Origin of the sequence: Nocardia sp. NPDC059236 (genome assembly GCF_042754085.1) — a bacterium.
GTDB lineage: Bacteria > Actinomycetota > Actinomycetes > Mycobacteriales > Mycobacteriaceae > Nocardia.
In genome coordinates this window covers 1-20,601 of the sequence record NZ_JBHZAF010000008.1, presented here as the reverse complement: position 1 = coordinate 20,601, position 20,601 = coordinate 1, and the positions used below count along the sequence as shown (strand labels likewise).

The window sequence follows — 20,601 nt, the reverse complement described above, 5'->3', positions numbered from 1 at the left end:
CGGACCTTTTCATGGGCCGGCCTGAGTGGTGTCAGCTTTCCTACCGTCGAGTGATGTACGCGCTGAAGAGTTTCGTGGCGCAGGTGCTATGCGGAAGCAGCCCTGCATCAAGGCGAACGCGCAGGGAGCCGTTCTCGCGGACGGCACAACCATGGAACGGAACAAATAATGGCCCATGTAATCGCAGCCCCGTGTATCGCGGACTACTCTTGCCTGGAAATATGTCCGGTCAACTGTATCAGTCCGGGTCCTGAGGATAACGACTTCGACGAGGCGGAGCAGTTGTACATAAATCCGGCTACCTGCATCAACTGCGGGGCGTGCCGGGATGTGTGCCCTGTCCTCGCGATTCACGAGGAAGGCAGTTTGCCTCCGCAATGGGAGCATTACGCCACGGTCAACCGCGAGTACTTCGAAATCGGGGGTTGAGATGTCCAAGCAACCGCTGCGCATAGCGGTAGTCGGGGCTGGCCCAGCCGGCCTCTACGCAATCGAGCATTTGCTCGAACAGGGACGGTTCGCCGTGGAGGTCGATCTGTTCGAACGACTACCAACCCCATGGGGATTGGCGCGGTCGGGGGTGGCACCGGATCATCCTGAGAAGAAGCTCGTCATCGACCGCCACTTTGCTTTTCTGCTGCAAGATCAGCGAGTGCGATTCCTCGGTAACGTTGAGGTGGGCACGGTTATCCATCACAGCGAACTGGTTTCGTGGTACGACGCCGTCCTATACGCCTCCGGGGCCACGGACGACACACGGCTCGGGATAGTCGGCGAGAATTTGCCAGGTTGCTGGTCTGCCCGCGAGTTCGTCAGCTTCTACAACGGTCACCCAGACCACCGCGATCTGCCCGTCGATCTGTCCGTCGAACGTGCTGTTGTGGTAGGCAACGGGAACGTCGGCCTCGACGTCGCACGGATCCTGGCCATGCCGATTCGCGAGCTCGAGCGCACAGACGTCTCCGATAGCGCGCTCCATGCGTTGCGCCGATCGCGGATCAGGGAGGTTGTGGTGCTGGGGCGTCGAGGTCACGAGCAGGCGGCATTCAAGAACCCGGAGTTGGAGGAGCTCGAACGGCTCAGCGGCGTCGATGTTGTGGTCGATGAACAAGGCCTGCCGAGTGTGGACTCCATCGAAAAGGACATTAGCGACCACGCGATCCGCCGAAAGCTAAGGACACTGCACCGGCTTGCCGAGCGTCCACTGACTTCGACCAATAAGCGCATCGTGTTGCGGTTTTTGGAGTCGCCGGTCCAGTTGCTAGGGAATGACAGGGTCGAGCAGGTCGAAGTGATGCACAATCGACTGGAACGTGACAGTAGTGGCAAGGTTCGCCCGCGCGCTACTGGCGATTCCTATCTTGTCAATGCTGGTCTGGTGCTCCGCGCAGTAGGCTTTCGCGGCCGTCCTCTCCCCGGGCTGCAGTTCGATGATGTCCGGGGCGTGGTGGTCAACGACTGCGGCCGTGTGCTGGACAGCGAGGGGCACGTGCTTCCGCGTGTATATGTTGCCGGGTGGGCGAAACGCGGCTGTCAGGGAATTATCGGCAGCAACAAGAAATGTGCTGCAGAGACTGTCGGACATGTCCTGGCGGACGCAGTAGCGGTCCGGTCCCCCGAGCGGTTTGCCTTGTCCCGCGATGCTGTGCTTGCACAGGTACGAAAGCGGACATCTGTTGTTCTACTGGAGGGATGGCACGCCATCGACCGCGAGGAGCGCCGTGAGGGGCGCAGACACGGTCGACCTCGAGTAAAGATCGCCGAACGCCATCACCTCCTCCATACCGCATTGATTGCAGGAGATGCTCAATGACTCAATCGAAGCGCACATTCTGTCGTATTTGCGAGCCGAATTGCCCTCTGACCGCCGAACTTGATGACCGTGGCAAACTGATCGAGCTTCGGCCGACCCACGGTCACCCGACCGGAGGAATCGCTTGTCATAAAGGACTCGGATTTCTCGACGTTCACAACGATCCCGATCGAGCCAATTGGCCTCAGCGACGTACGAGCGAGAAGTCTCGTCCTGAGGGAAATTTCGTGCGGACTGATTGGGACTCGTGCTTGCAGGACATCGGTTCACGGCTGCGGGACATCCGCGAGCAGCATGGGCCCGACGCCATTGCAGTCTTTCACGGCAACCCTTCTACGTTTGACTCCGCCGGCCTTATGTGCTACGACCCATTCTTGGAGGCGGTTGGAACGAAGATGCGTTTCGGCGGTGCCACACAGGACATGGCGAACAAGACCACAGGTGCTGCACACATCTACGGCTCGACCAGCTCCTTCATGATTCCCGATATTGATAATACGCACTATCTGCTGTGCATCGGCGCTAATCCGCGAGTGTCGCGTTGGTCAATGATGTCGGCTCCCCAGGACAACCTGGACGTATTACGGAGGGTCATCGAGCGGGGCGGCAAAGTGCGATTCGTCAACCCACGCCGGGTTGAGTCCTCGACGGCCGAGACAGGGCCGACGTTGCTGATCAAACCCGGCTCGGATGTGTATTTTCTCGCAGCCTTGCTCCATGAGATCCAATCATTGGGCGGGTTCGATCACGACCTTATGCGTGCCAGAGGTAAGCACATCGACGAGTTGATGACGTTTGTGAAATCCTATTCGCCAGAGAATGTCGAGCATGTTACCGGTATTCCTGCAGCAAGTACGAAGCAGGTTGCTGCCGAGATCTGTGCCGCCCCTTCAGCGATCGTCTATATGTCGACCGGTGTCAACCAAAGTCGTCAAGGTGTGCTTTGCTATTGGCTCACCGAGATGATCAACTTCGTCACCGGGAACCTGGGCCGAACAGGCGGAACCTTCAAGCCGACAGGCTTGATCGACCATTGCCCGCCGTTTACGGCCATGCAGGTCATCGAGACATCCGTCGGTCCGCTTGAACTCCCCGACCCGGTCGGTTACTCGCAGCTGCCGGCGACCCTGTTGGCCGACCTGATCGAGAACGGTGACATTCGTGCCTTGATCCTATGGAGCGGGAACCCGCTCATCACAGCAGGAGGCGAGGAACGCTTGCGGGCCGCATTCGAAAAGCTCGATCTCTTGGTCGCCATCGATATCTACCGCAGCGTAACTGGTGAGATGTGCGACTACGTCCTGCCGGTGACGGATTGGCTCGAGCGTCCCGACATCAACCTTGCCGGATCTGGGATGCAGACCAAACCCCACGTTTCATACACAGACGCGGTTGTGGCGCCGACACACGACCGCCGGCATGCGTGGTGGATCCTTGCGCGCATCGCACAGGAGATGGGCATCAGCTCCCCGCTTGATACGAATCCAGATGCCGATGTGACTCTCTTGTTCGACGCGGTTCTTGGTATGAGGGGGCTGACTGTCGACGCTTTGCGACAGAGCCCGTTGAACACCGTTATGTTTCCCGAGAAGGACAAAGATTCACTGTTCGATCGGTGCCTCCAGCATTCGGATCACCTGATCGACTGTTTTCCTCCCGCGTTCACGGAGTCCGGACTGATCGAGCGGTGCGGCGAAATCTTCGAGACGTTGACAAATGAACCGCATGACTCGCTGAAGATGATCAGCCTCCGCACGCCCTACATGAACAACAGTTGGCTTGTCAATATACCGCGGTATCGGCGCGGCAGGAACCGCGACAATCCATTGCATATGTGTGAGGCGGACGCATCGGCACGCGGCATCTTCGACGGCGACACCGTCCGAGTATCGACAGTGTATGGCCAAATCAGTGCTCGGGTATTCATTGACAATGATTTGAGGCCGGGGGTGGTGGCGATGAGTCACGGCTACGGCAACTCACGGGCCGAATCCCTACGCACTGCGACACAAAAGCCTGGCGTGAACTGCAACATCCTCATGCCGAACGGAATTGGCACCTATGAGCCTCTCAGCTTCATGTCGTGGCTCTCGGGCGTACCGGTAGAGGTTGAATCTAGGCCGTAGCCCGCTCGAATCGTGAGCCCGGCGCCCTCCGGCAGATGCCATGTCTCGCACTAAAGGCATTTTGCCGAAGAGGGGCCCGGGTGACCTCGCATCGAGGTGTTGATACGCCGATCCGCACCGGCGGGCATCTCCATCGGCGATGGTTAAGACGGTGTCTCATGTCGCTGATTTCGTCTTCGCGAGTTTCTTGTAGCAGGTGAGTGCCGCGGCGACGGTGAAGAAGGCGCAGAAGTGGATGCCTTTACGCTCGAACCGCAGGTTGAGCCGGTGACAGCTCGTCAACCACGAGATGGTTCGTTCGATGATCCCACCGATGGGCGCCGAGGAGGCGCGAGGATTCGACGCCCTTGCCGGCGATCCGGACGGCGATGCCCCGGTCGCGGACCCACCGGCGCAGCTCAGCGATGTCATAAGCCTTGTCCGCGTGCAGTTTCGACGGTTTGCGGCGTCGGGGCCCGCGCCGCTGTCGGTCGTCGGTTCGGCGCCGGTCTGTGATTGCTCGGCACGATCGTGTGTCGTCGGTGCCGGGTTGTCGGGTGATTGAGGCATGGTCGTGTCCAGAGTGGTTATGGGGTGAGGCTTTTCGGTCTCTGCGGCGCGCGAGTGCGCGCTCGCACGGCGAGATCGTCGTGCCCGAGTCACAGGGCTTTGCGGGCGCGGAGTCAGTCGGTGGACTGCAGTGGTACGGACGACAATCCGCCCCAGCACAGGGTGATCACCGCCGCGATGGCGTCTGCCTTCGGGACGGCACGGCCGGTGTCGATCCAGTACTGCGCGGCGAATTGGCTGGCGCCGACCAGCCCGGCGGCGAGCATGCGAGATCGGTAGGGGCTCAATCCGGAATCGTGCGCGACGAGGGTGGAGACGGCTGTCACGCAGTCGTCTGTTGCGCGTCCGACTCGCCATCGTACGGAGGGCTCGCTGGGTACGTTGGAATCGAAGACCAGCCGAAACCCTTGCGGCTCGTAGTCGACGAAGTCGAAGTAGGCCTGGATCGCGGCGCGGACCCGGTCCCGATTCGCGGTGGTCGAGCGTAGTGCCCGCTGCACCCCGTCGGTCAATGCGTCGATATGGTGCTGCAACACCGCCAGATAAAGCTCCAGCTTCCCCGAAAACTCCTTGTACAGAATCGGTTTGGTCCAGCCCGCGCGATGCGCGATCTCATCCATCGTGGCCGCGTGAAAGCCGCGTGCGACGAAGACCTCGGTCGCTGCTGCCAAGGCACGCCGTCGCCGCAATGCACGCCTGGCACGGACGACGAATTTGCCGGACTGCCGCGACGGTATCGTCGGTTCGTATTCGATGGGTTCGGCGGTCATTTCCTGCTCCGTTTGGTCGGTCAGGCGTGGAGTTCGGCCAGTGCTTCCTCGAGGTTGCGGGCGATTTCCCAGACGTCGGGAACGGTGTCGGGGCAGGCGAGAATTCCGAAGTCGAGGTGTCCGTCGTAGGACATGACAGTGATGTTCAGGCAGCCTGACAGCTCGGTGAGCACCGAGACGGGATGGCTCGACAACACGCGAATTCCCGCGAGGTACAACGGTATCTGTGGGCCGGGGACGTTCGAGACGAGCAGGTTGACCAGAGGGAGAGTGGACGCGGCCGCTCGCATCACGGCTCGGGTGGGCATGCCGTGCAGCAGTGGTGTCGCCAGTGTGGTGACTTCGTGGAGCAGGTTCGATGACTGGGTGTGGAATCGCTGTTTGGCGACGAGCAGATTGTCCCGCAACAGTTTCACTCGATGGCGAGGGTCGGTCTCGGAGATCGGCAACGTGGTGAGCATGAGTGAGAACTGGTTTCCCGCGGTACCGAACTGCTCGGGCGTGCGCACCGATACGGGAATGGCGGCCAGCAGCGGTCGGTCCGTGGCGAAGCCGCGGTCGCGCATCCAGCTGCGCAACGCGGTGGTGCACAAGGCCATCACGACATCGTTGACCGTCCCATCGACGCTGTTCTTGATAGTTTTCACCTCATCGAGGGGCAGCGATGTGTATGCGACGCTGCGGGCGCTGGTGAGGGGACCGTTGAACGGGACGTCGGGGTGCTTGGTGCGTAGATCATCGGCGGAACGCAGCAGTGTCGGCACAGCGCGCACGGCGGCGCGGAATCGGGTTGCCGGTCGGGTGAGTGCGTTCGGGAGGCTGCGCGCGAGCATTTCGACGGTCGACGGTGTCCGGCCGCGACGTAGCTCCCGAGTCGAGGGCAGTGCGGCGGAGGGTGTTTGGCAGATATCAAATATTGCGGCCATGATCTCGGCGGCGGATACGCCGTCGATCACCGCGTGGTGCACCTTCGTATAGACGGCCTGCCGTCCGCCCGAGAGTCCGGATACGAGGTGGCATTCCCACAACGGGCGCGACCTGTCGAGCGGCTGACCGTGGCGGCGCGCGACGTAGTCGGCGAGTTCTCGATCATCGGCGCCGTCGGGCAGCCGGATGTCGCGGACGTGGTATTTCAGGTCGATCTGCGCACAGTCTTCCCAGTAGGGCAGGTCCAATCCGAACGGGACTGTGCGCACCCGGCGGCGTAGCGGCGCGACGAGGGGCAGCCTTTCTGCGAAAAGCTGTCGCAGTGCTTCGGAATCGAGCGGTCCATTCGGCGCCGACGCGGAGTCCAGCAGCGTGATCGCGCCGATATGCAGTGGTGTAGTGGACGTTTCGGTATCGAGCAGGTGCAGATCGAGCGAACCGAGCTGTCTCACAGGGCCGATGGCGCGTGCGGTCGAGATGGCGGTGCGGGTGTGCTGGTGGACCACGGATTCCTCCCGGGTCGTGCCGGTGCCGGACGCGGCCGCCGGCAGGGACATGCCGACAGCTCACAGCGTCGATCCCGGACGTCTGGTGATTCCGTGCATCGCGGCACGGAGCGCGACACCGTATCGGCGCTGACAGGCTCGAACGGTGAAGCCCTCGATCTGGAGGGGTGAAAGCGAGTGTAGTGTGAGCCGGCACGTCACGGTCTTGATCGACCGTTACGTCTCGTTAATTGTGTGCGAACACTAAACACTGATCGCACGTCCAAGAACTCTGGTCCGCAAGGTAGTACACGGATTGCGGCCATCGTTGGGCTACCGGCGAGTAGTCAGAACGAGAGGCTCCCTGGAAACGCACTGCGGCAAGCGTTCGGTAGGTAATCCGGGTGCCCGGATCTAGGAGCCGAATGCGAAGTCGCGGACCGCGGTTCGGCGTGCTGGTTGCGCCAGCGGGTGTAGTCGCCGATCGCGTCTTCCTGCTCGCCGTGGCTGCGGTGGTCGGTGTCGTTGAGCGCAAAGTACCGCAGTGCGGCGAACTCGCACTCGATGCGGTGGAGCCAAGATGAATTGGTCGGCAGGAACACCGATTCGACGGCGTTGTCCGCGCACCATATGCGGACCTCGCGGCGTTTGTGGACCGAGTAGTTGTCGCAGATCAGGCACAACTTCTCACCCGGCCAGCGAGCCCGCAGAGTCTCGAGGAGGCGAGGAATTCCGTCCACCGCTTCCGGTCCCGGATGCGGTAGTACAACTGCCCGGTGCGCAGGTCCGGGCCGAACATGTGCGGCACCCCCGGGTGCGGTTGTGGCCCGCAACCGTTCGGGCCTGCGGCGGCTGGACCAGCCGCGGCCGGGACGAGGTTGTAGATCGACGCACACCACGCGCCCATCGGCGGGCGGGTTGTCGCAGCGGTCGAGCACATGGGCCATCTTCTCGCTGAAGTTCAGGTCGTTGGCCTTCCAGGTCTTGGTCGCCTGCCACGACACGCCACCGGCCTCCAAGATCAGCCGTAGCGTTTCGCGACTGCTGTCAGCGATTGCGTTGACATGCAATACATACCGCAGTTTCGACAGACTCCACGTGGAGAACGGCCAGCCCAAGTCGCGAGGGGCAGCACCGGGCGATCTGACGTTGAAGTCGCGGATCACTTGCCGCACACACGATTCCGACACCTGCATCAACTCAATGAACCCCGCCGGTTGATGCTGCACCGAAGCCATCACCATCGCCGCGCGCCGTATCTGTACCGGCTGTCTGCTGCGGCGGGCGATCTCGGCCAGTTTGCGGCCTTCCTCCGAAGTCACCGCTCTGACGAACACATCCGGCTTACGAGCCACCGGCACCACCTCCACCGGCAGCATCAGCGGTCAGGCGCTCTGGTTCAACCTGCCACCCCGGCGATTACCGAATCGCCAGGGATGCATCGAGACGCTCGCCATAGCGTTGCGGTCGCCCCGATGCTCCTGATCCTGATCGGGATCAATCAGCCCTTTTCGATATACTCGCTGGACTTGTACTCGAGAGTCCAGCGCCAGTAATCAATGTATTTCCAGGGGCTGTTCACCACGACGCGGCCGGCGCTGTTCCGGAAGTACGTCTCGGTGCCTCGATGGGACCAGATCATGGCATCCATCATTGCGTCGATCTTGCTGTTGTAGTCGTCACAAACTTCCTGTCGCACCTCGACGGATGCCGCCGCACCCGAGGCGATTCGCTCGATTCCTTGCAGTGCATACCGCAGCTGGAATTCGGTGGCGAGGATCGCGCTGCCACCATGACCGGCAAAGGTGTTCGGGCCGTTGAGGATGAACAGGTTCGGGAAGTCCGGCACGGTGACGCCGAGGTAGGCTCGCGCATCGTCCGGCCCCCATGTTTCGCGCAGCGATCGCCCGGAGCGACCACGCACCTCCATCGGATACAGGAACTGCTGGATCTTGAACCCGGTGGCGTACACCAGGATGTCCGCGGGGTGCTCGTTGCCATCGCTGTCGACGACGCCCGTTTCGGTGACTCGCGTGACGCTCGACTCCACGATGTGGACGTTGGAACGCGTCAACGTTGCGTACCAGCCGTTGTCGATCAAAGGACGTTTCGTGTACGGGGGATACGTGGGCAGCGTGACATCGAGCAGATCCTGGCGCTCTCCGAGCTGCTGCTTGATGTATTCGGTCAGGAAGACACGGTGACTCTCGTTGGTCTTGTTGATCGACCGGTCCGAATGCGGCCAGTCGGGATCGATCTGAAGTGAATCGTGCAGCCGGTCACCGAAGTTCCAGAACGCGCGTAGCCGGTACCAGCGTGTGTAGTACGGGATGAGGTCATTGGCGAGTTTGACTTCGTCGGTGATCGGCCGCTGGTAGTTGGGGTGAGGCAGTACCCAGTGCTTGGATCGCTGGAAGATGGTGACGCTTCCGACGGCATCGGCGATCGCGGGGACGAGCTGCATGGAACTCGCACCTGTTCCGATAACCACGACGTTCTTGCCCGTTACATCGATGCTCGTGTCCCACGCCGCGGTGTGGACCGCGACACCCTGAAAGGTGTCAATGCCGTCGAGCTCGGGGATGCTGGGTCGGTTGACCTGACCAACGGCCGAGATGAGCACACTGTACGTGCGCTCGATCCGCTCGCCCGATCGGGTTCGCCCGATCACGGTCCAGATTCTGTTGTCGTCGTCCCATGTCGCGGATGTCACCTCGACACCGAATACGACGTTATCCAGGATTTGCGCCGTTTCGGCCGTGTCCTCGAAGTATTCGGAGACTTCGTTGCGTTTGGCGAAGTAGCGCGACCAGTCGCTCTTGGGTGCGAACGAATACGAATACAGACTGCTGGGCGTGTCAACGCCACATCCGGGGTAAAAGTTCTCGAACCAAGTACCGCCGACACCGTCGTTCTTCTCGAGAATCTCGTACCGGATACCCGACGCCTGCAGTTCTCGTGCGGCAGCTATTCCGGACATGCCGGCACCGATGACACCGACGGAGAATCCCGACTCGGCCGGCTGTGCGGTGAGCGCTACCGAGCGGCTGGTGATGCCGAGCTCCTCGCTGAGTAGCGGCCCATACTCAACGGGTACTTGCTCGTGAAGGACGGCACTGAGAATCTCGGTCACGCGTTCGGCACTCGGTGCAGTCGTCGTAAGCAGGCCGGCGTCGTACTCGGTAACGGCGCAGCGCAGCGCCATCCTGATCTCGGTTTGGATCTCGTCGGGGAGACCGCCGTCGTCGTTATCGTCCAGTCCCCTCGCGCGTTTGGGGGCGTAGGGCGCTCGCAGCCACTTGTCATCGCCGGTCAGATGCACGAGGACGGCGATCAGAGTGGGGATGTTGGCATCTCGCAGAGCGTCATCGAGTAGGTCGCACCCCGAATTGTTCTCGGCGGTCACATTCGGAGATGTGGTCGTCACTGTGTACTCCCTTCGGACTGACCCACGCCCGCACACAGGAGCCGTTCGGGTGCTGCGTGGACTCCATTCGACTGGTTAAAGGCGTGAAATAATTTTGAGCCTTGCTGTCTCAATATAAGGGCTCTGCGGAACGGTGTCAATCTGCATGAGGTCTCACATGGCCGAATCGGCCCGGAGGAAATGCAAATGAGCGCCCGCGACGCCATGGCCGCGGGCGCTCGATCGCGCGCCGGTGTCGAGGAGTACCTACTCGTCGACCATCAGGAATCAATCCAGTCGTAGGTGTCCGCAAGTTGTGCGCGAGTAGTGCGGAACTGGTTGGCTCGGTGATCCGGATCTGCGTACCCGAAGGAGATCCCACACACGATCAGCCGATCGTGCGGGAGCCCGAAGAAGTCGCGGATGAACCCTGAGTGCGCGGCGAACGCCGCCTGCGGGATGGCTCCGAGCCCCAGGCTCTGCGCCGCGAGCAGGAAGGTCTGTACGTACAGTCCGCAATCGACCGCCCCATAGGCGCCAAGGTCGGCGGTAGTTGTCACGACAGCGGTGTGCGGTGCGTCGAAGAACGAGAAGTTGCGCAGGGCCTCGCGTCCAGACGCGTCTCGGTCACCGCGTGCGACGCCCACACTCTCGTACAGTTGCCTACCGCACTCCCGACGGCGTTCTTGATAGACGCCGACGTAGCGCTCCGGAAATGCGAAGTCCGGCGCGAGGCCCGACGTGGCTGCGGCATGTCCGGACAGCGCCCGCCGGAATCGTTCTGTACCTGCGCCTTCCGTGACGATCGTGTGCCAAGGCTGGGTGTTGCACCACGACGGCGACTTTCGTGCGATATCGAGAATCCGCTCGATCGTGCTGCGGGGCACGGGATCCGGCCGGAAGCCGCGGCAGCTCCATCGGTCGTCGAGCAATCTGTCGAGTACAGCTGTCTCGGAGGTTTCCACAGTGGTCATCGATGGTTCCGTTCGTCGAATAGTCAGGTTCGGAGACTCAGCGGAAGTCGGCCCAGTGCCCATGCGCGGTCCAGCCCAACTTGAAGGGCAACTCGATCCGCGTCACCGGGCCCGCAGTGATGTCGTCGGTGTCGAAGATCAGGTATTCGCCGCGGTTCTCCGCCCACCACGACACCGGCACGATGACGTACCCGTCTCCTTCTGGTGAGTCTGGTCGCCGAGGCGCGAAGGTGGCTTCGAGAACACCCGCCGGCTGATCGGTGCGGATCACATATTCCTGGTCCGACAGCGTGCGCATATTTGTGACAACCAGGCTGTTCATGGACATCCCATTGCGCTTGTTCACGCCGCCGACCTGTATGCCGAAGTTGTAGGGCTTGCCATAGAAACGTTCGTCGACCTTCGGAAGCTCCGAGGGCCGGTCGGACAAGAACTCGGCCTTTGTGGCGCCAGTGTCCAGATCGATCGTCCATCGGCCCAAGGCGCTCTTGGCGATGCTGAAGAACAGTGCGACGTCATCGCCGGCCGCGAAGTCCTGCTCGAACGGGAACGGTGGGCGATTGAAGATGGGAGCGTCGAGCGTCAGGACGTTACCGGTCGAGTTCGCGGACATCGTGTGCATCACATATTGCGGTTCGAGATCGGTAGTCAGCCAGCGAATGGCGCCGTGGATATCGTTCCGCGGAATCAGTGCGAGAACGATCGGCAGCTCGGGCTCCCAACCGAAGACCGACAACTCGCGAGCGGTAATGCGGGTCTTGTCGATCACCATCGGCTGGAACGGCATCACGATGTAGTCCTCGGTGAGCCAGATATCGTGGGCAACCGTGTTGTATGGGGCATCGTGCAGGTCACGGCTGTCGACCGAACCATCGGGGCTGACGCAGTGCAGCGTCACGTACGGTGCGGTGTCCCGGTAGGACCATCCGTACAGGACACCGGTCTCGTGATCCCACTTCGGGTGAGCTGTGAACGAAGCATCGCCATAGCTGGACTTCTCATGGATCCCAGAACCGAGTTTGGCGGACCACGGAACGATGCCCTTGGTCTCCAGGGTGATGGGGTCGAGCGCGATGGGCGGGCCTCCCTGTTCGCCCGAGGCAACTACCTCTCCGGCAAACGGGAAGACGTTGACGTTGTTCGTACCCTGAGGAACACCGGTCGTGTAACGATCACGTTTGACGTCGCCGTATCCCCACACACGCCAATCGTGGAAGTCGCCGTCGGTCCACTCGAACATCCCTCGGCCATGCTTCTCCTCGAGCAGGTACTTGGGAGTGCGGATCCAGCGATTACGGAAATCTGCCCGCCCGTTGTCCAGGACCAGGGCCTGGACCATGCCGTCCATCGACAAGATTCCGTTGGTGCCTTGTTTGGTCGGCCGCTTCCAGGTGGGCCCGGTGCGGTAGAACCCGCCGGACAAGTCCTTGGGAATCTCGCCGTGGGTGACGATGCACTCTTCCACGGTGGCCTCGAAGCGCATCGGCTGAAACACGCCCTTGAACCGGGCGTCGGACGGGATGGGATAGCCCATAGTGATCACTCCTGCGGTCATGGCTGACTGGGGGCCGGCCGATCGGTGAAGGGCGGCTATCGCCCGCATCGGCGACCTGTGCAGATCGGCCTGGTCTCCTGCCTTCGACCGTACACCGTAAACCATCATCTTGTAAACGATCGTTTCCACGGAGGAGGCTTCGGAAGAGCTCTTCGGCATCAACTCTGCAGGTAGACTGCATAGTTTGGACACGTGGACGGAGATGGTCGATGTCGGATATTCGATAAGTGATCGTTTCCGTTCACGGGCGTGCAGGGCCCGCCAACCGGCTGCGATATCTCCCGCATTATGATACGTTGCATACCAAAATGCTGAGCTGGCTGTTCGGGTTGCGAGGAGATAGCGCGTGAAGACTGATATGACCGCGGCCACTACTCGGGCCGACGCGGCTGCTGCGCTGAGGAACTTCGGGCATCGATTCCTCGAACACGACGTTGACGACGATCTGTTGAATCGAATTCGTGAAGTGGCGCGCGACCTGACGCAGGCCGTAGTGTCCAGTCCTCGGTTGCGCCGATCGACAGAGGATCTCCGTAGCGAGATCCCCGAAGAACCGCCGCTCGACGGTGCGGCAATGGATCACCACCCGGGGTGCCCGGTGTCGGGCAAGGACAACCCGCTCGGACTGGCTGCTCGCTTTTGTCGTGACGGCGACGATGTGGTTGCCCGGGTCACGTTCGATGCCGGGTGCTCCGGAATGCCCGGCTTCGCGCACGGGGGTCCGGTAGCAGCAGTATTCGACGATGTGATGGGCTTTGTGTTGTCCACGATGAATGGGTTGTCCGGGTACACCGCAACCATGACCGTGTCATACCGGGCGCCGGTGCGTATCGGTCGCGAGGTCGAGTACCGCGGTCGACTGGCGCGCCGTGACGGGCGCAAGCTCTACATCGAATCGACGGCGCATGATGAGACCGGCACCCTCCTCGCCGACGCGACCGGGTTGTTCATCGAGGTGCCGATCGAGTCGATCGCAAAGACAGCGTCGTCGTGAACGTGCCGACACCGAGCAGGGCAGGGCAAGGTACCCAGCTGTCGGGTGCCTGGAACTTCCGTGACGTCGGGTCATCGCACAGCGCGAAGCCCGGAATAGCCTCTGGTGTCCTGTTCAGGGCGTCAGCATTGAATCGTCTGGATACGTTCGGGCAGCGCACGATGATCGATCTGGGAATCGGGCGGGTGGTGGACCTGCGCAGCCGATGGGAGATCGACACCGACGGTGCGGATGCGGTTCCCGCCGGCGTCGAGGTCGTTGTCCGCTCGTTCCATCGCGATGCCGGGCCCGCCGCTGCTCTACACACACAGCCACGCTTGGTCGACGACGGCGAGCGTTTCTCATACATGGTGAAGGCGTACCGGTCCTTCATCCGGTCGGAGGGCGCGTCCGACGCGATACGCACCGTCGCAAACGCACTGACCGATGAGCGGCAGTCGGGCGGGGTGCTCGTGCACTGTGCCGCCGGCAAGGATCGAACCGGTTGGGTTGTCGCCACAGTGCTTGCAGCGGCGGGCGTGGACCGAGCTGCAATTGCGACGGACTTCCTCAGAAGCAATGAGGCTGTCGACCACTTGCGCGCTGTTCAGCGCCGCCGCGGAGTGGATGTAGATCTATCGTCCCTGCTACTCGGTGTGCGATCCGAGTACCTCGACAGCGCGTTCAGTGCAGCCACTGAAGTGCACGGGTCCTTCGGGGGCTATCTCGAATCGATCGGTATCGGGCCGGCACAGCGACGACAGCTACGTGAGATTCTTGTTCCCTGAGTGATGCTCAGTTCACGGTGAAGATCACGTGGACGTGCTGACCAGCCTCCGATGAAGCATGGTCGCCGGCCGCGCTGACATCGCCCATCGACCCGGCCATTCCGAGGCGGCTGCGATCCGCGCTCGGCATGCCAATACAGTCCGGCCACGTCCGCGCGCGACGCTTCGGTCGAGAAATTTGCGACAGACCAGGTCGTCGTGGACTGGTGGGCCGGCCTTGCTCTTGCCGCACAGACTGCGGTCGGCTCGATGCCCTCGTTCTCATAGCCTGTGTTGGGTCGTTCCTCGCCGAGGTCGGCCTTGCGCAGCCATTTCGACAACATCGTCAGGTGGATCCCAAAGCCGGCCGCAATCTGATGCGGGGTCGCCCCCCGGAAATCGGGGTTGCGTGCAACTCGCACGACGGCGTCGAGCTCGCAAGGGCAGAGCGGGGCACGGCGACATCCTTCCAGCCCAACCCGGAGGACAAGCGAACTCGGTTGTCGCCTATCCATGCCGCCCCTGGTACATCAAGGCTTGCTTGTGAGATGACTCATCTCTTAATATGGCTATGCCGTGAATCACAACGAGTACCTGGATGTGATCGGCACCGCTAATCGAACCAGTCGGGAGCTGTCATGGAACACATCGTGTCAATCGCGGAGTGCAACAACAGGTCTCGGCATCAAGTCGGTGGGAAGGCAGTGGGCCTCGCGGCGATGTCGGGGCTTGGTCTCAATGTACCGACCGGGTTTGTGATCACCACTGACGCGTACCGCAGCTGCGTCAATGGAGATGTTGCGTCTCACATTGAGGCCATCCTGCGCTCCGGCGAGGGCCTGGACGAAGTCACCGCGCAATCCGCCCGTATCGCTGAGTTGTTTACCGCTGACCTGATCACAGAGGACGTACGTGCGTCGATCCTCGACGCCTACACCAACATGAGCAACGGTGAACCAGCCGCGGTCGCCGTGCGCTCGAGCGCTACGGCCGAGGATCTCGCTGACGCATCCTTTGCGGGCCAACAGGACACCTATTTGTGGGTCAAGGGAGTTGATTCGGTCCTGGAGAATGTGGTTCGGTGCTGGGCCAGTCTCTTCACGGCACAGGTGATCCAGTATCGGCAGCAGCTCGGAGTCGTCACCGACGATCTGGCGATGGGTGTGATCGTCCAGGCTATGGTGCCCGCCGATGTCGCCGGCGTGATGATGACCCTCGACCCTGCGACAGGGGATCGGTCATCCGTTTACGTGGAGGCGGCCTATGGCCTCGGCGAAGGCGTCGTGAAGGGTGATGTCACGTCGGACAGTTATTGGGCGTCGGTATCCGACCGCCGAATCATCCGCTCCGAGATTCGAGGCAAAGATACTGCACATCGATACTCCGAAGTGTCCAGCCGGGTGGAGAAGGTTCCTGTAGAGGAAGCGGATCGGCACCGGCCCGCGCTCTCGCCTGCCGAGTTGGCCCTGATCGCGGGTGTGGGACTGACACTTCAGGAAGCCCTCGGCGCACCGCAAGACGTCGAGTGGGCGATGGTCGGCGAGCCGGACAGCGATCGCGAACTCTTCCTCCTGCAAACGCGCGCAGAGACGGTGTGGAGCAACGGGTCTCGCGGCACGCGCGCGACGGCGCAGTCGGGAATGACGCAGGTCGACCTCGATGAGCCAACGATGCTGCACGGACATGCGGCACGGGATGGTTTATGGACCGTGACCAACATGCAGGAGTCGATCCCCGGTGTCGAAACGCCAATGACATGGTCGGTTTGGTTACCTGTCAGTGAACATGTCAACCGGAACCATTTCAGGTTCCTCGGTGCGTTATCTCGAACAGAGGCTCTGATTCCGTCCAGTCCACAGGACTGGATCGTCGGAGTGTTCTATGGCCGCGCTGCCCTCCGTGTGGATCTATTGGCGGAGTGGGCGGACCGTGTGCCGGGGATGAGCGGCGCCGAACTTATAGGACAGTTCTTCTCTACGGTTCCGGGTGGGATGGAACCCGCATCCAAAAGGCGTTACCATCCCCGATCGTTGTTGCGCACGCCATTGCCTTTCCTTGTAGTCCCGCGTCGTATGCGCGCGAATCGATCGCGGGTCGACCAGTTTTGGCGCACTGCCCTGGAAGAGTTGCAGACTTCTGATGCTCGTCGGACGATCGAGATTCTGGATGAGGCCATCAGTCTCTTCACCACGAGTTTGGCACTGCAAGTCAACCTGACTATGGGGGCCTTTCACACCACCGCCAAAATGTTGCGACGTATTGCGTCCGCCACAGATGTTTCTGCCCACGAGATCGTCGCAGGCTATGGAGGGCATGAGGAAAGTGCCTTGGTAGAGGACATGTGGCTTTGCTCGCGTGACCGGCTGACACTCGATGAGTTTCTTGCCCGTCATGGGTTCCACGGCTGGCGTGAAGGCGAACTATCGAACAAAAGCTGGCGTGAGGACCCTTCCATGGTCATTAGCCAGATCGCTCAGTACCGCAGCCGACCTGATAGCGACGATCCACGTCTATCCTCGGTCGACCGGATTTCGAGGCGACGTCGGCTCGAGCGGGAACTGCTGGCATCGCTTCCTCGGCGCCGGCACCTTCACGCTCGCTTTGTACTGGCGATGTCTCGGCACTACCTGCCGATGCGCGGTGTGTCCAAGGCTGCCTTCATGCAGGCACTGGATGTGGTGCGCGCATCGATCCGCCGCAGCGGCGAATTCCTCGTCGCTAGCGGTGAGATTGCGAATGTCGAGGACGTATTTTATCTGACGGTCGATGAGATCCGCGATCTGCACGTCCCAGGGGCCCGGGATCTGGTTCGCGCTCGTAGGGCGCTTCGCGAGCGATACGAAACGATCGACGTGCCTGATGCTTGGCGTGGAATGCCGACTCCGGTGGTAGCGGAACCAGACGAGGTCATCGGCGCCATCTCCGGCACACCTGCGAGCCCGGGAATCGTGGAAGGTATCGCGCGTGTGGTCCTCGATCCGGCCCAGGCGATCGTCGAGGAAGGTGAGATCCTCTTCGCGCGAGATACCGACCCGGCTTGGGCGTCGCTCATGTTCTTGTCTGCGGCGCTGGTCGCCGACATCGGCGGCGTAATGAGCCACGCGGCCGTTGTCGCAAGGGAGCTCGGCATTCCATGCGTGGTCAACACGAAGTCGGCGACTCGGCACATCTGCACTGGCGACCGGGTCAGAATCGACGGTGCTGCTGGAACGATCCAGATTCTCGAACGTCGGTCTGCGTCCGCGCGGAGCGTTCCGGCCTGATCCACGCGTGAATTTCATCGTCAAATATTCGATGCAAGATTTGGGAGACAGACCAATGTCTTTTGCACAATCATTCGCTCCGCCGGTAGATCAAGAATTCTACGACCTCGACCCGGTATGGGGTCCGAACAGCTACCCCGCGAGAGAGTCGGTGGACGCCGGCGCTCCGCCTTGGAAGGACCACATCTATCTCGCGTTCTGGGATGTCGCAAACGAGGCGTACGGGTTCTTTCATTGGAACTCCTCGCCGAATCACGAGACGACGAAAGCTCAGCTCAATCTCATGATCAAGGGCAAAAGTTTCGATTTGCGCGAGCCGTTGCCTGCTCGGGCCTCGCGGTTCGACAGCAACTCGATCAAGTTCGATATGAAAAGCGAAATCGTCATCGATCATCCGCGGTTGCAAGGACGATTGATACTGGCCCCGCGTCGTGGACCGATCGACTTCGGGTCCGGGGGGTCGATTCCGCGCTACCAGGATCAGGAGCCCCTCCAACATTTCCAACACCCGTTGACTATGACGGGGTTCTTCGTTCTCGACGGTGTGACCTACCCCATCGCCGCGCTCGGGTACCGAACCCGCACCTGGGGCTACCGTGACGACTCGATTCAGTTCCCGGAGTACTACTACTTGTGGGTCACCACTGATGATTTCGATATCGCGGTGATCAAGCATCTGCACCCGGACGGCTCACAAAGAACAGGTGGGGGCATTATCAGTGACGCCGGCACCATTCCGGTCGTCGACGTCCACATCCCCAAGGACATCGCGGGATTCGCGATCGAGACCAGGTATGACCTCGCTGATGGCACTGAGTTGGTGCTCGGCGACCAACGGCGTCTGTGGGGCGGATGGTGCCCGATCGGATTGCCGCGTCGCGACGGGCCGACGTTCAGCGCGTTCGACGAGATCCTCGAGGTCCGCACCGCGAACGGTGCTATCGGCTATGGGCAATCCGAGTACGGGTTCGTCCGGAGAGTTCATTGACTTCCGGGAAGCCCGCTCTGCCGAGAGCCAACCCCCTGAAGCCCACAAGAAATCGGCGAACTTTGCTGATCACAGGTGCTTCGGGGGGTGTGGGGAGCGCAGTGGCTCGCCACGCTGTCGCGGCGGGGTACCGCACGGCTCTGCTGGCCCGCGGCGCGGACAAACTTGCCGCGATAGTCGACGAGGTGGGACCAGCTGCCGCCGTGGCGGTCAGCGCCGATGTCACAGACTGGATCGCAGTGTCAAAGGCCGTCGACGGGGTGGCGGAGAGGCTCGGCGGCATCGACGGCGCGGTGATCAATGCCGGGATCGCGTTGTCAGCGTCGTTTTTCGGGCACGGCGGGGCAGATCCGGACGAGTGGCAGAGCATGGTTCTGACGAATGTGCTCGGGACCGCACTCAGCGCGCGAGCAGTGTTGCCTCGGCTCGAAGAGTCCGGCGGCCATCTGGTCATCATGGGATCCGTTTCCGGCCGGATCATGCGGCCCGGGCTGTACTCGGCGACGAAATGGGCCGTGTCGGCGCTTGCTGCATCGGTTCGAGCCGAGGCGGTGGGGACCGGGGTGCGTGTGACGGTGATCCAACCGGGTGTCATCGACACCGGCATTTTGCGTGACGAATTGAGACAACGCCCGATGCTCGATCCAGACGACGTAGCGCGTGCAGTCATGTTCGTGCTGGACCAGCCGCCCACCGTTGACGTGAACGAAATTGTCTTACGCCCAGTCGGCCAGCCGGCCGACTGCTGAGACCGAAACATGAAGAGACGAAGAGAAGGAGTACGGATGGGTTCGCTCGACGGCAAAGTCGCGCTCGTCACCGGCGCAGCAAGGGGCCAAGGCAGGACCCACGCGGTGCAGATGGCACGCGAGGGCGCGGACATCATCGCACTCGACATATGCGCTCCGATCGAGTCGGTGCCGTACCCCATGGCGACCCGACCAGATCTCGACCAGACCGTGCGAGAGGTGGAAGCCGCCGGTCGGCGAATTGCGGCTACCGTCGCCGATGTTCGTGATCTGGGGGCACTCACTGCCGCGGTGGAAGCCGGGGTGGGGGAACTCGGTCGGCTCGACATCGTCGTCGCCAATGCGGGCATATCGGCGCCGGCACCAACTCTGGAGATGTCCGAGGAGACCTGGACGACGATGATCGACATCAACTTGACCGGGGTGTGGCGAACCGTCCGTGCGGCGACACCACATATTGTCGCCGGCGGACGTGGCGGATCGATTGTCATAATCAGCTCACTCGCCGCGCTCGTCGCCAACGCGAACATCGCTCACTACGCAGCCGCCAAGTCCGGGCTGGTCGGGCTGATGAAGGTTCTCGCAAAAGAGTTGGCAGCACAGAGTATTCGCGTGAACACAGTGCATCCCACGACAGTCGCTACCGACATGGTGCTGAACGACGCGACCTACAAGCTGTTCCGGCCAGACCTGGAGGCTCCGACCCGCCACGACTTCGAGGCCGCGGCGCGCACCCTCAACAGAATGCCCGTCGCTCTCACCGAGCCGATCGACATCACCAATGCCGTGTTGTACCTCGTTTCCGACGCTGGAAGGTACGTCACCGGAACGACGCACATTGTGGACGCCGGTGGCGCGCTGTAGGGCGCTGCTGGGCGTTGGCCAGATTAGAAGGGTGTAGACGATGCCGACGATCAGTGGCGCTGTCATACAAAATGCGTGTCGGGTACCAGATCGGGAAGCCGTCTTGGCCGGGACCACACGGTGGACATGGGCGGAACTCGACCGCCGGTGCGCGCACATTGCAGCCGCACTGGAGAGGGCAGGTGTACAGCGAGGGGACCGAGTGGCGGTGACCGCGACCAACTCCCCCGCGTACATAGCTGTCGCGTTCGCGGCTCTGCGATTGGGCGCGATCGTCATTCCGGTGAACACTCGGTTTGACTGGAGCCCGCTGAGCAGGTCCAGCGGTTGTGGGAGTTCTGATGCACCAGAATGGGTGCAGGAGGACGAGATCACGACATGGCGCGACGACG

Annotated in this window: 17 protein-coding genes and 1 pseudogene; 10 read left to right on the top strand and 8 right to left on the bottom strand. The window is 61.7% G+C overall.

Annotated elements, in window-relative coordinates:
• Positions 1-168 precede the first annotated feature (168 nt).
• The 3 genes from ACFXIV_RS21540 to ACFXIV_RS21530 are packed head-to-tail and all read left to right on the top strand — an operon-like array spanning position 169 to position 3,939.
• The gene (locus ACFXIV_RS21540; protein ID WP_379396422.1) at positions 169-429 is read left to right on the top strand and encodes a ferredoxin family protein; all 261 of its coding nucleotides are present in this window, start codon (positions 169-171) and stop codon (positions 427-429) included.
• Position 430: 1 nt separating this feature from the next.
• Positions 431-1,813, top strand: coding sequence for an FAD-dependent oxidoreductase (locus ACFXIV_RS21535; RefSeq protein WP_379396424.1), 1,383 nt, complete (start codon positions 431-433; stop codon positions 1,811-1,813).
• The gene (locus ACFXIV_RS21530) at positions 1,810-3,939 is read left to right on the top strand and encodes a molybdopterin-dependent oxidoreductase (RefSeq protein ID WP_379396426.1); all 2,130 of its coding nucleotides are present in this window, start codon (positions 1,810-1,812) and stop codon (positions 3,937-3,939) included. Before ACFXIV_RS21535 ends, ACFXIV_RS21530 begins: the two co-directional genes overlap by 4 nt.
• A gap of 156 nt (positions 3,940-4,095) precedes the next feature.
• On the opposite strand, the pseudogene ACFXIV_RS21525 reads toward ACFXIV_RS21530, so the two are convergent.
• From ACFXIV_RS21525 to ACFXIV_RS21495, 7 genes and pseudogenes are all read right to left on the bottom strand, one after another.
• Positions 4,096-4,408 (bottom strand): annotated as a pseudogene (locus ACFXIV_RS21525) (transposase); the annotation flags it as partial.
• A gap of 193 nt (positions 4,409-4,601) precedes the next feature.
• Complete coding sequence (locus ACFXIV_RS21520; protein ID WP_379396428.1) at positions 4,602-5,258, bottom strand: TetR/AcrR family transcriptional regulator; 657 nt, start codon at positions 5,256-5,258, stop codon at positions 4,602-4,604.
• Positions 5,259-5,278: 20 nt separating this feature from the next.
• Complete coding sequence (locus ACFXIV_RS21515) at positions 5,279-6,742, bottom strand: wax ester/triacylglycerol synthase family O-acyltransferase (protein ID WP_379396430.1); 1,464 nt, start codon at positions 6,740-6,742, stop codon at positions 5,279-5,281.
• Between the two features lie 275 nt (positions 6,743-7,017).
• Positions 7,018-8,025, bottom strand: coding sequence for a transposase (locus ACFXIV_RS21510; RefSeq protein WP_379421311.1), 1,008 nt, complete (start codon positions 8,023-8,025; stop codon positions 7,018-7,020).
• A gap of 146 nt (positions 8,026-8,171) precedes the next feature.
• The gene (locus tag ACFXIV_RS21505; RefSeq protein ID WP_379421310.1) at positions 8,172-10,076 is read right to left on the bottom strand and encodes a flavin-containing monooxygenase; all 1,905 of its coding nucleotides are present in this window, start codon (positions 10,074-10,076) and stop codon (positions 8,172-8,174) included.
• A 281-nt stretch (positions 10,077-10,357) separates the two neighbouring features.
• Complete coding sequence (locus ACFXIV_RS21500) at positions 10,358-11,050, bottom strand: nitroreductase (RefSeq protein ID WP_379396436.1); 693 nt, start codon at positions 11,048-11,050, stop codon at positions 10,358-10,360.
• Positions 11,051-11,087: 37 nt separating this feature from the next.
• Positions 11,088-12,584 carry a carotenoid oxygenase family protein gene (locus tag ACFXIV_RS21495; protein ID WP_379421309.1) on the bottom strand — a complete coding sequence of 499 codons (1,497 nt, stop codon included), beginning with the start codon at positions 12,582-12,584 and terminating at the stop codon, positions 11,088-11,090.
• A gap of 379 nt (positions 12,585-12,963) precedes the next feature.
• Between ACFXIV_RS21495 and ACFXIV_RS21490 the strand changes: the two genes are divergently transcribed.
• A complete protein-coding gene (locus ACFXIV_RS21490) occupies positions 12,964-13,599 on the top strand; it encodes a PaaI family thioesterase (RefSeq protein WP_379396440.1) in 636 nt (211 codons plus the stop codon).
• Positions 13,596-14,366 carry a tyrosine-protein phosphatase gene (locus ACFXIV_RS21485; RefSeq protein ID WP_379421308.1) on the top strand — a complete coding sequence of 257 codons (771 nt, stop codon included), beginning with the start codon at positions 13,596-13,598 and terminating at the stop codon, positions 14,364-14,366. The genes ACFXIV_RS21490 and ACFXIV_RS21485 overlap by 4 nt, the downstream gene beginning before the upstream one ends.
• Before the next feature lie 7 nt (positions 14,367-14,373).
• On the opposite strand, the gene ACFXIV_RS21480 is transcribed toward ACFXIV_RS21485, so the two are convergent.
• The gene (locus ACFXIV_RS21480) at positions 14,374-14,496 is read right to left on the bottom strand and encodes a hypothetical protein (RefSeq protein ID WP_379396442.1); all 123 of its coding nucleotides are present in this window, start codon (positions 14,494-14,496) and stop codon (positions 14,374-14,376) included.
• A 487-nt stretch (positions 14,497-14,983) separates the two neighbouring features.
• On the opposite strand from ACFXIV_RS21480, the gene ACFXIV_RS21475 reads away from it, so the two are divergent.
• From ACFXIV_RS21475 to ACFXIV_RS21455, 5 genes are all read left to right on the top strand, one after another.
• Positions 14,984-17,608, top strand: coding sequence for a PEP/pyruvate-binding domain-containing protein (locus ACFXIV_RS21475; RefSeq protein WP_379396443.1), 2,625 nt, complete (start codon positions 14,984-14,986; stop codon positions 17,606-17,608).
• Positions 17,609-17,615: 7 nt separating this feature from the next.
• On the top strand, positions 17,616-18,596 hold the full coding sequence (locus ACFXIV_RS21470) for a hypothetical protein (RefSeq protein ID WP_379396445.1): 981 nt from the start codon (positions 17,616-17,618) through the stop codon (positions 18,594-18,596).
• The gene (locus ACFXIV_RS21465) at positions 18,593-19,345 is read left to right on the top strand and encodes an SDR family oxidoreductase (RefSeq protein ID WP_379421307.1); all 753 of its coding nucleotides are present in this window, start codon (positions 18,593-18,595) and stop codon (positions 19,343-19,345) included. The genes ACFXIV_RS21470 and ACFXIV_RS21465 overlap by 4 nt, the downstream gene beginning before the upstream one ends.
• Before the next feature lie 36 nt (positions 19,346-19,381).
• The gene (locus ACFXIV_RS21460) at positions 19,382-20,209 is read left to right on the top strand and encodes a mycofactocin-coupled SDR family oxidoreductase (RefSeq protein WP_379396449.1); all 828 of its coding nucleotides are present in this window, start codon (positions 19,382-19,384) and stop codon (positions 20,207-20,209) included.
• Between the two features lie 40 nt (positions 20,210-20,249).
• Positions 20,250-20,601 (top strand): AMP-binding protein (locus tag ACFXIV_RS21455; protein ID WP_379421306.1); only part of this gene is annotated, 352 nt, incomplete at its 3' end.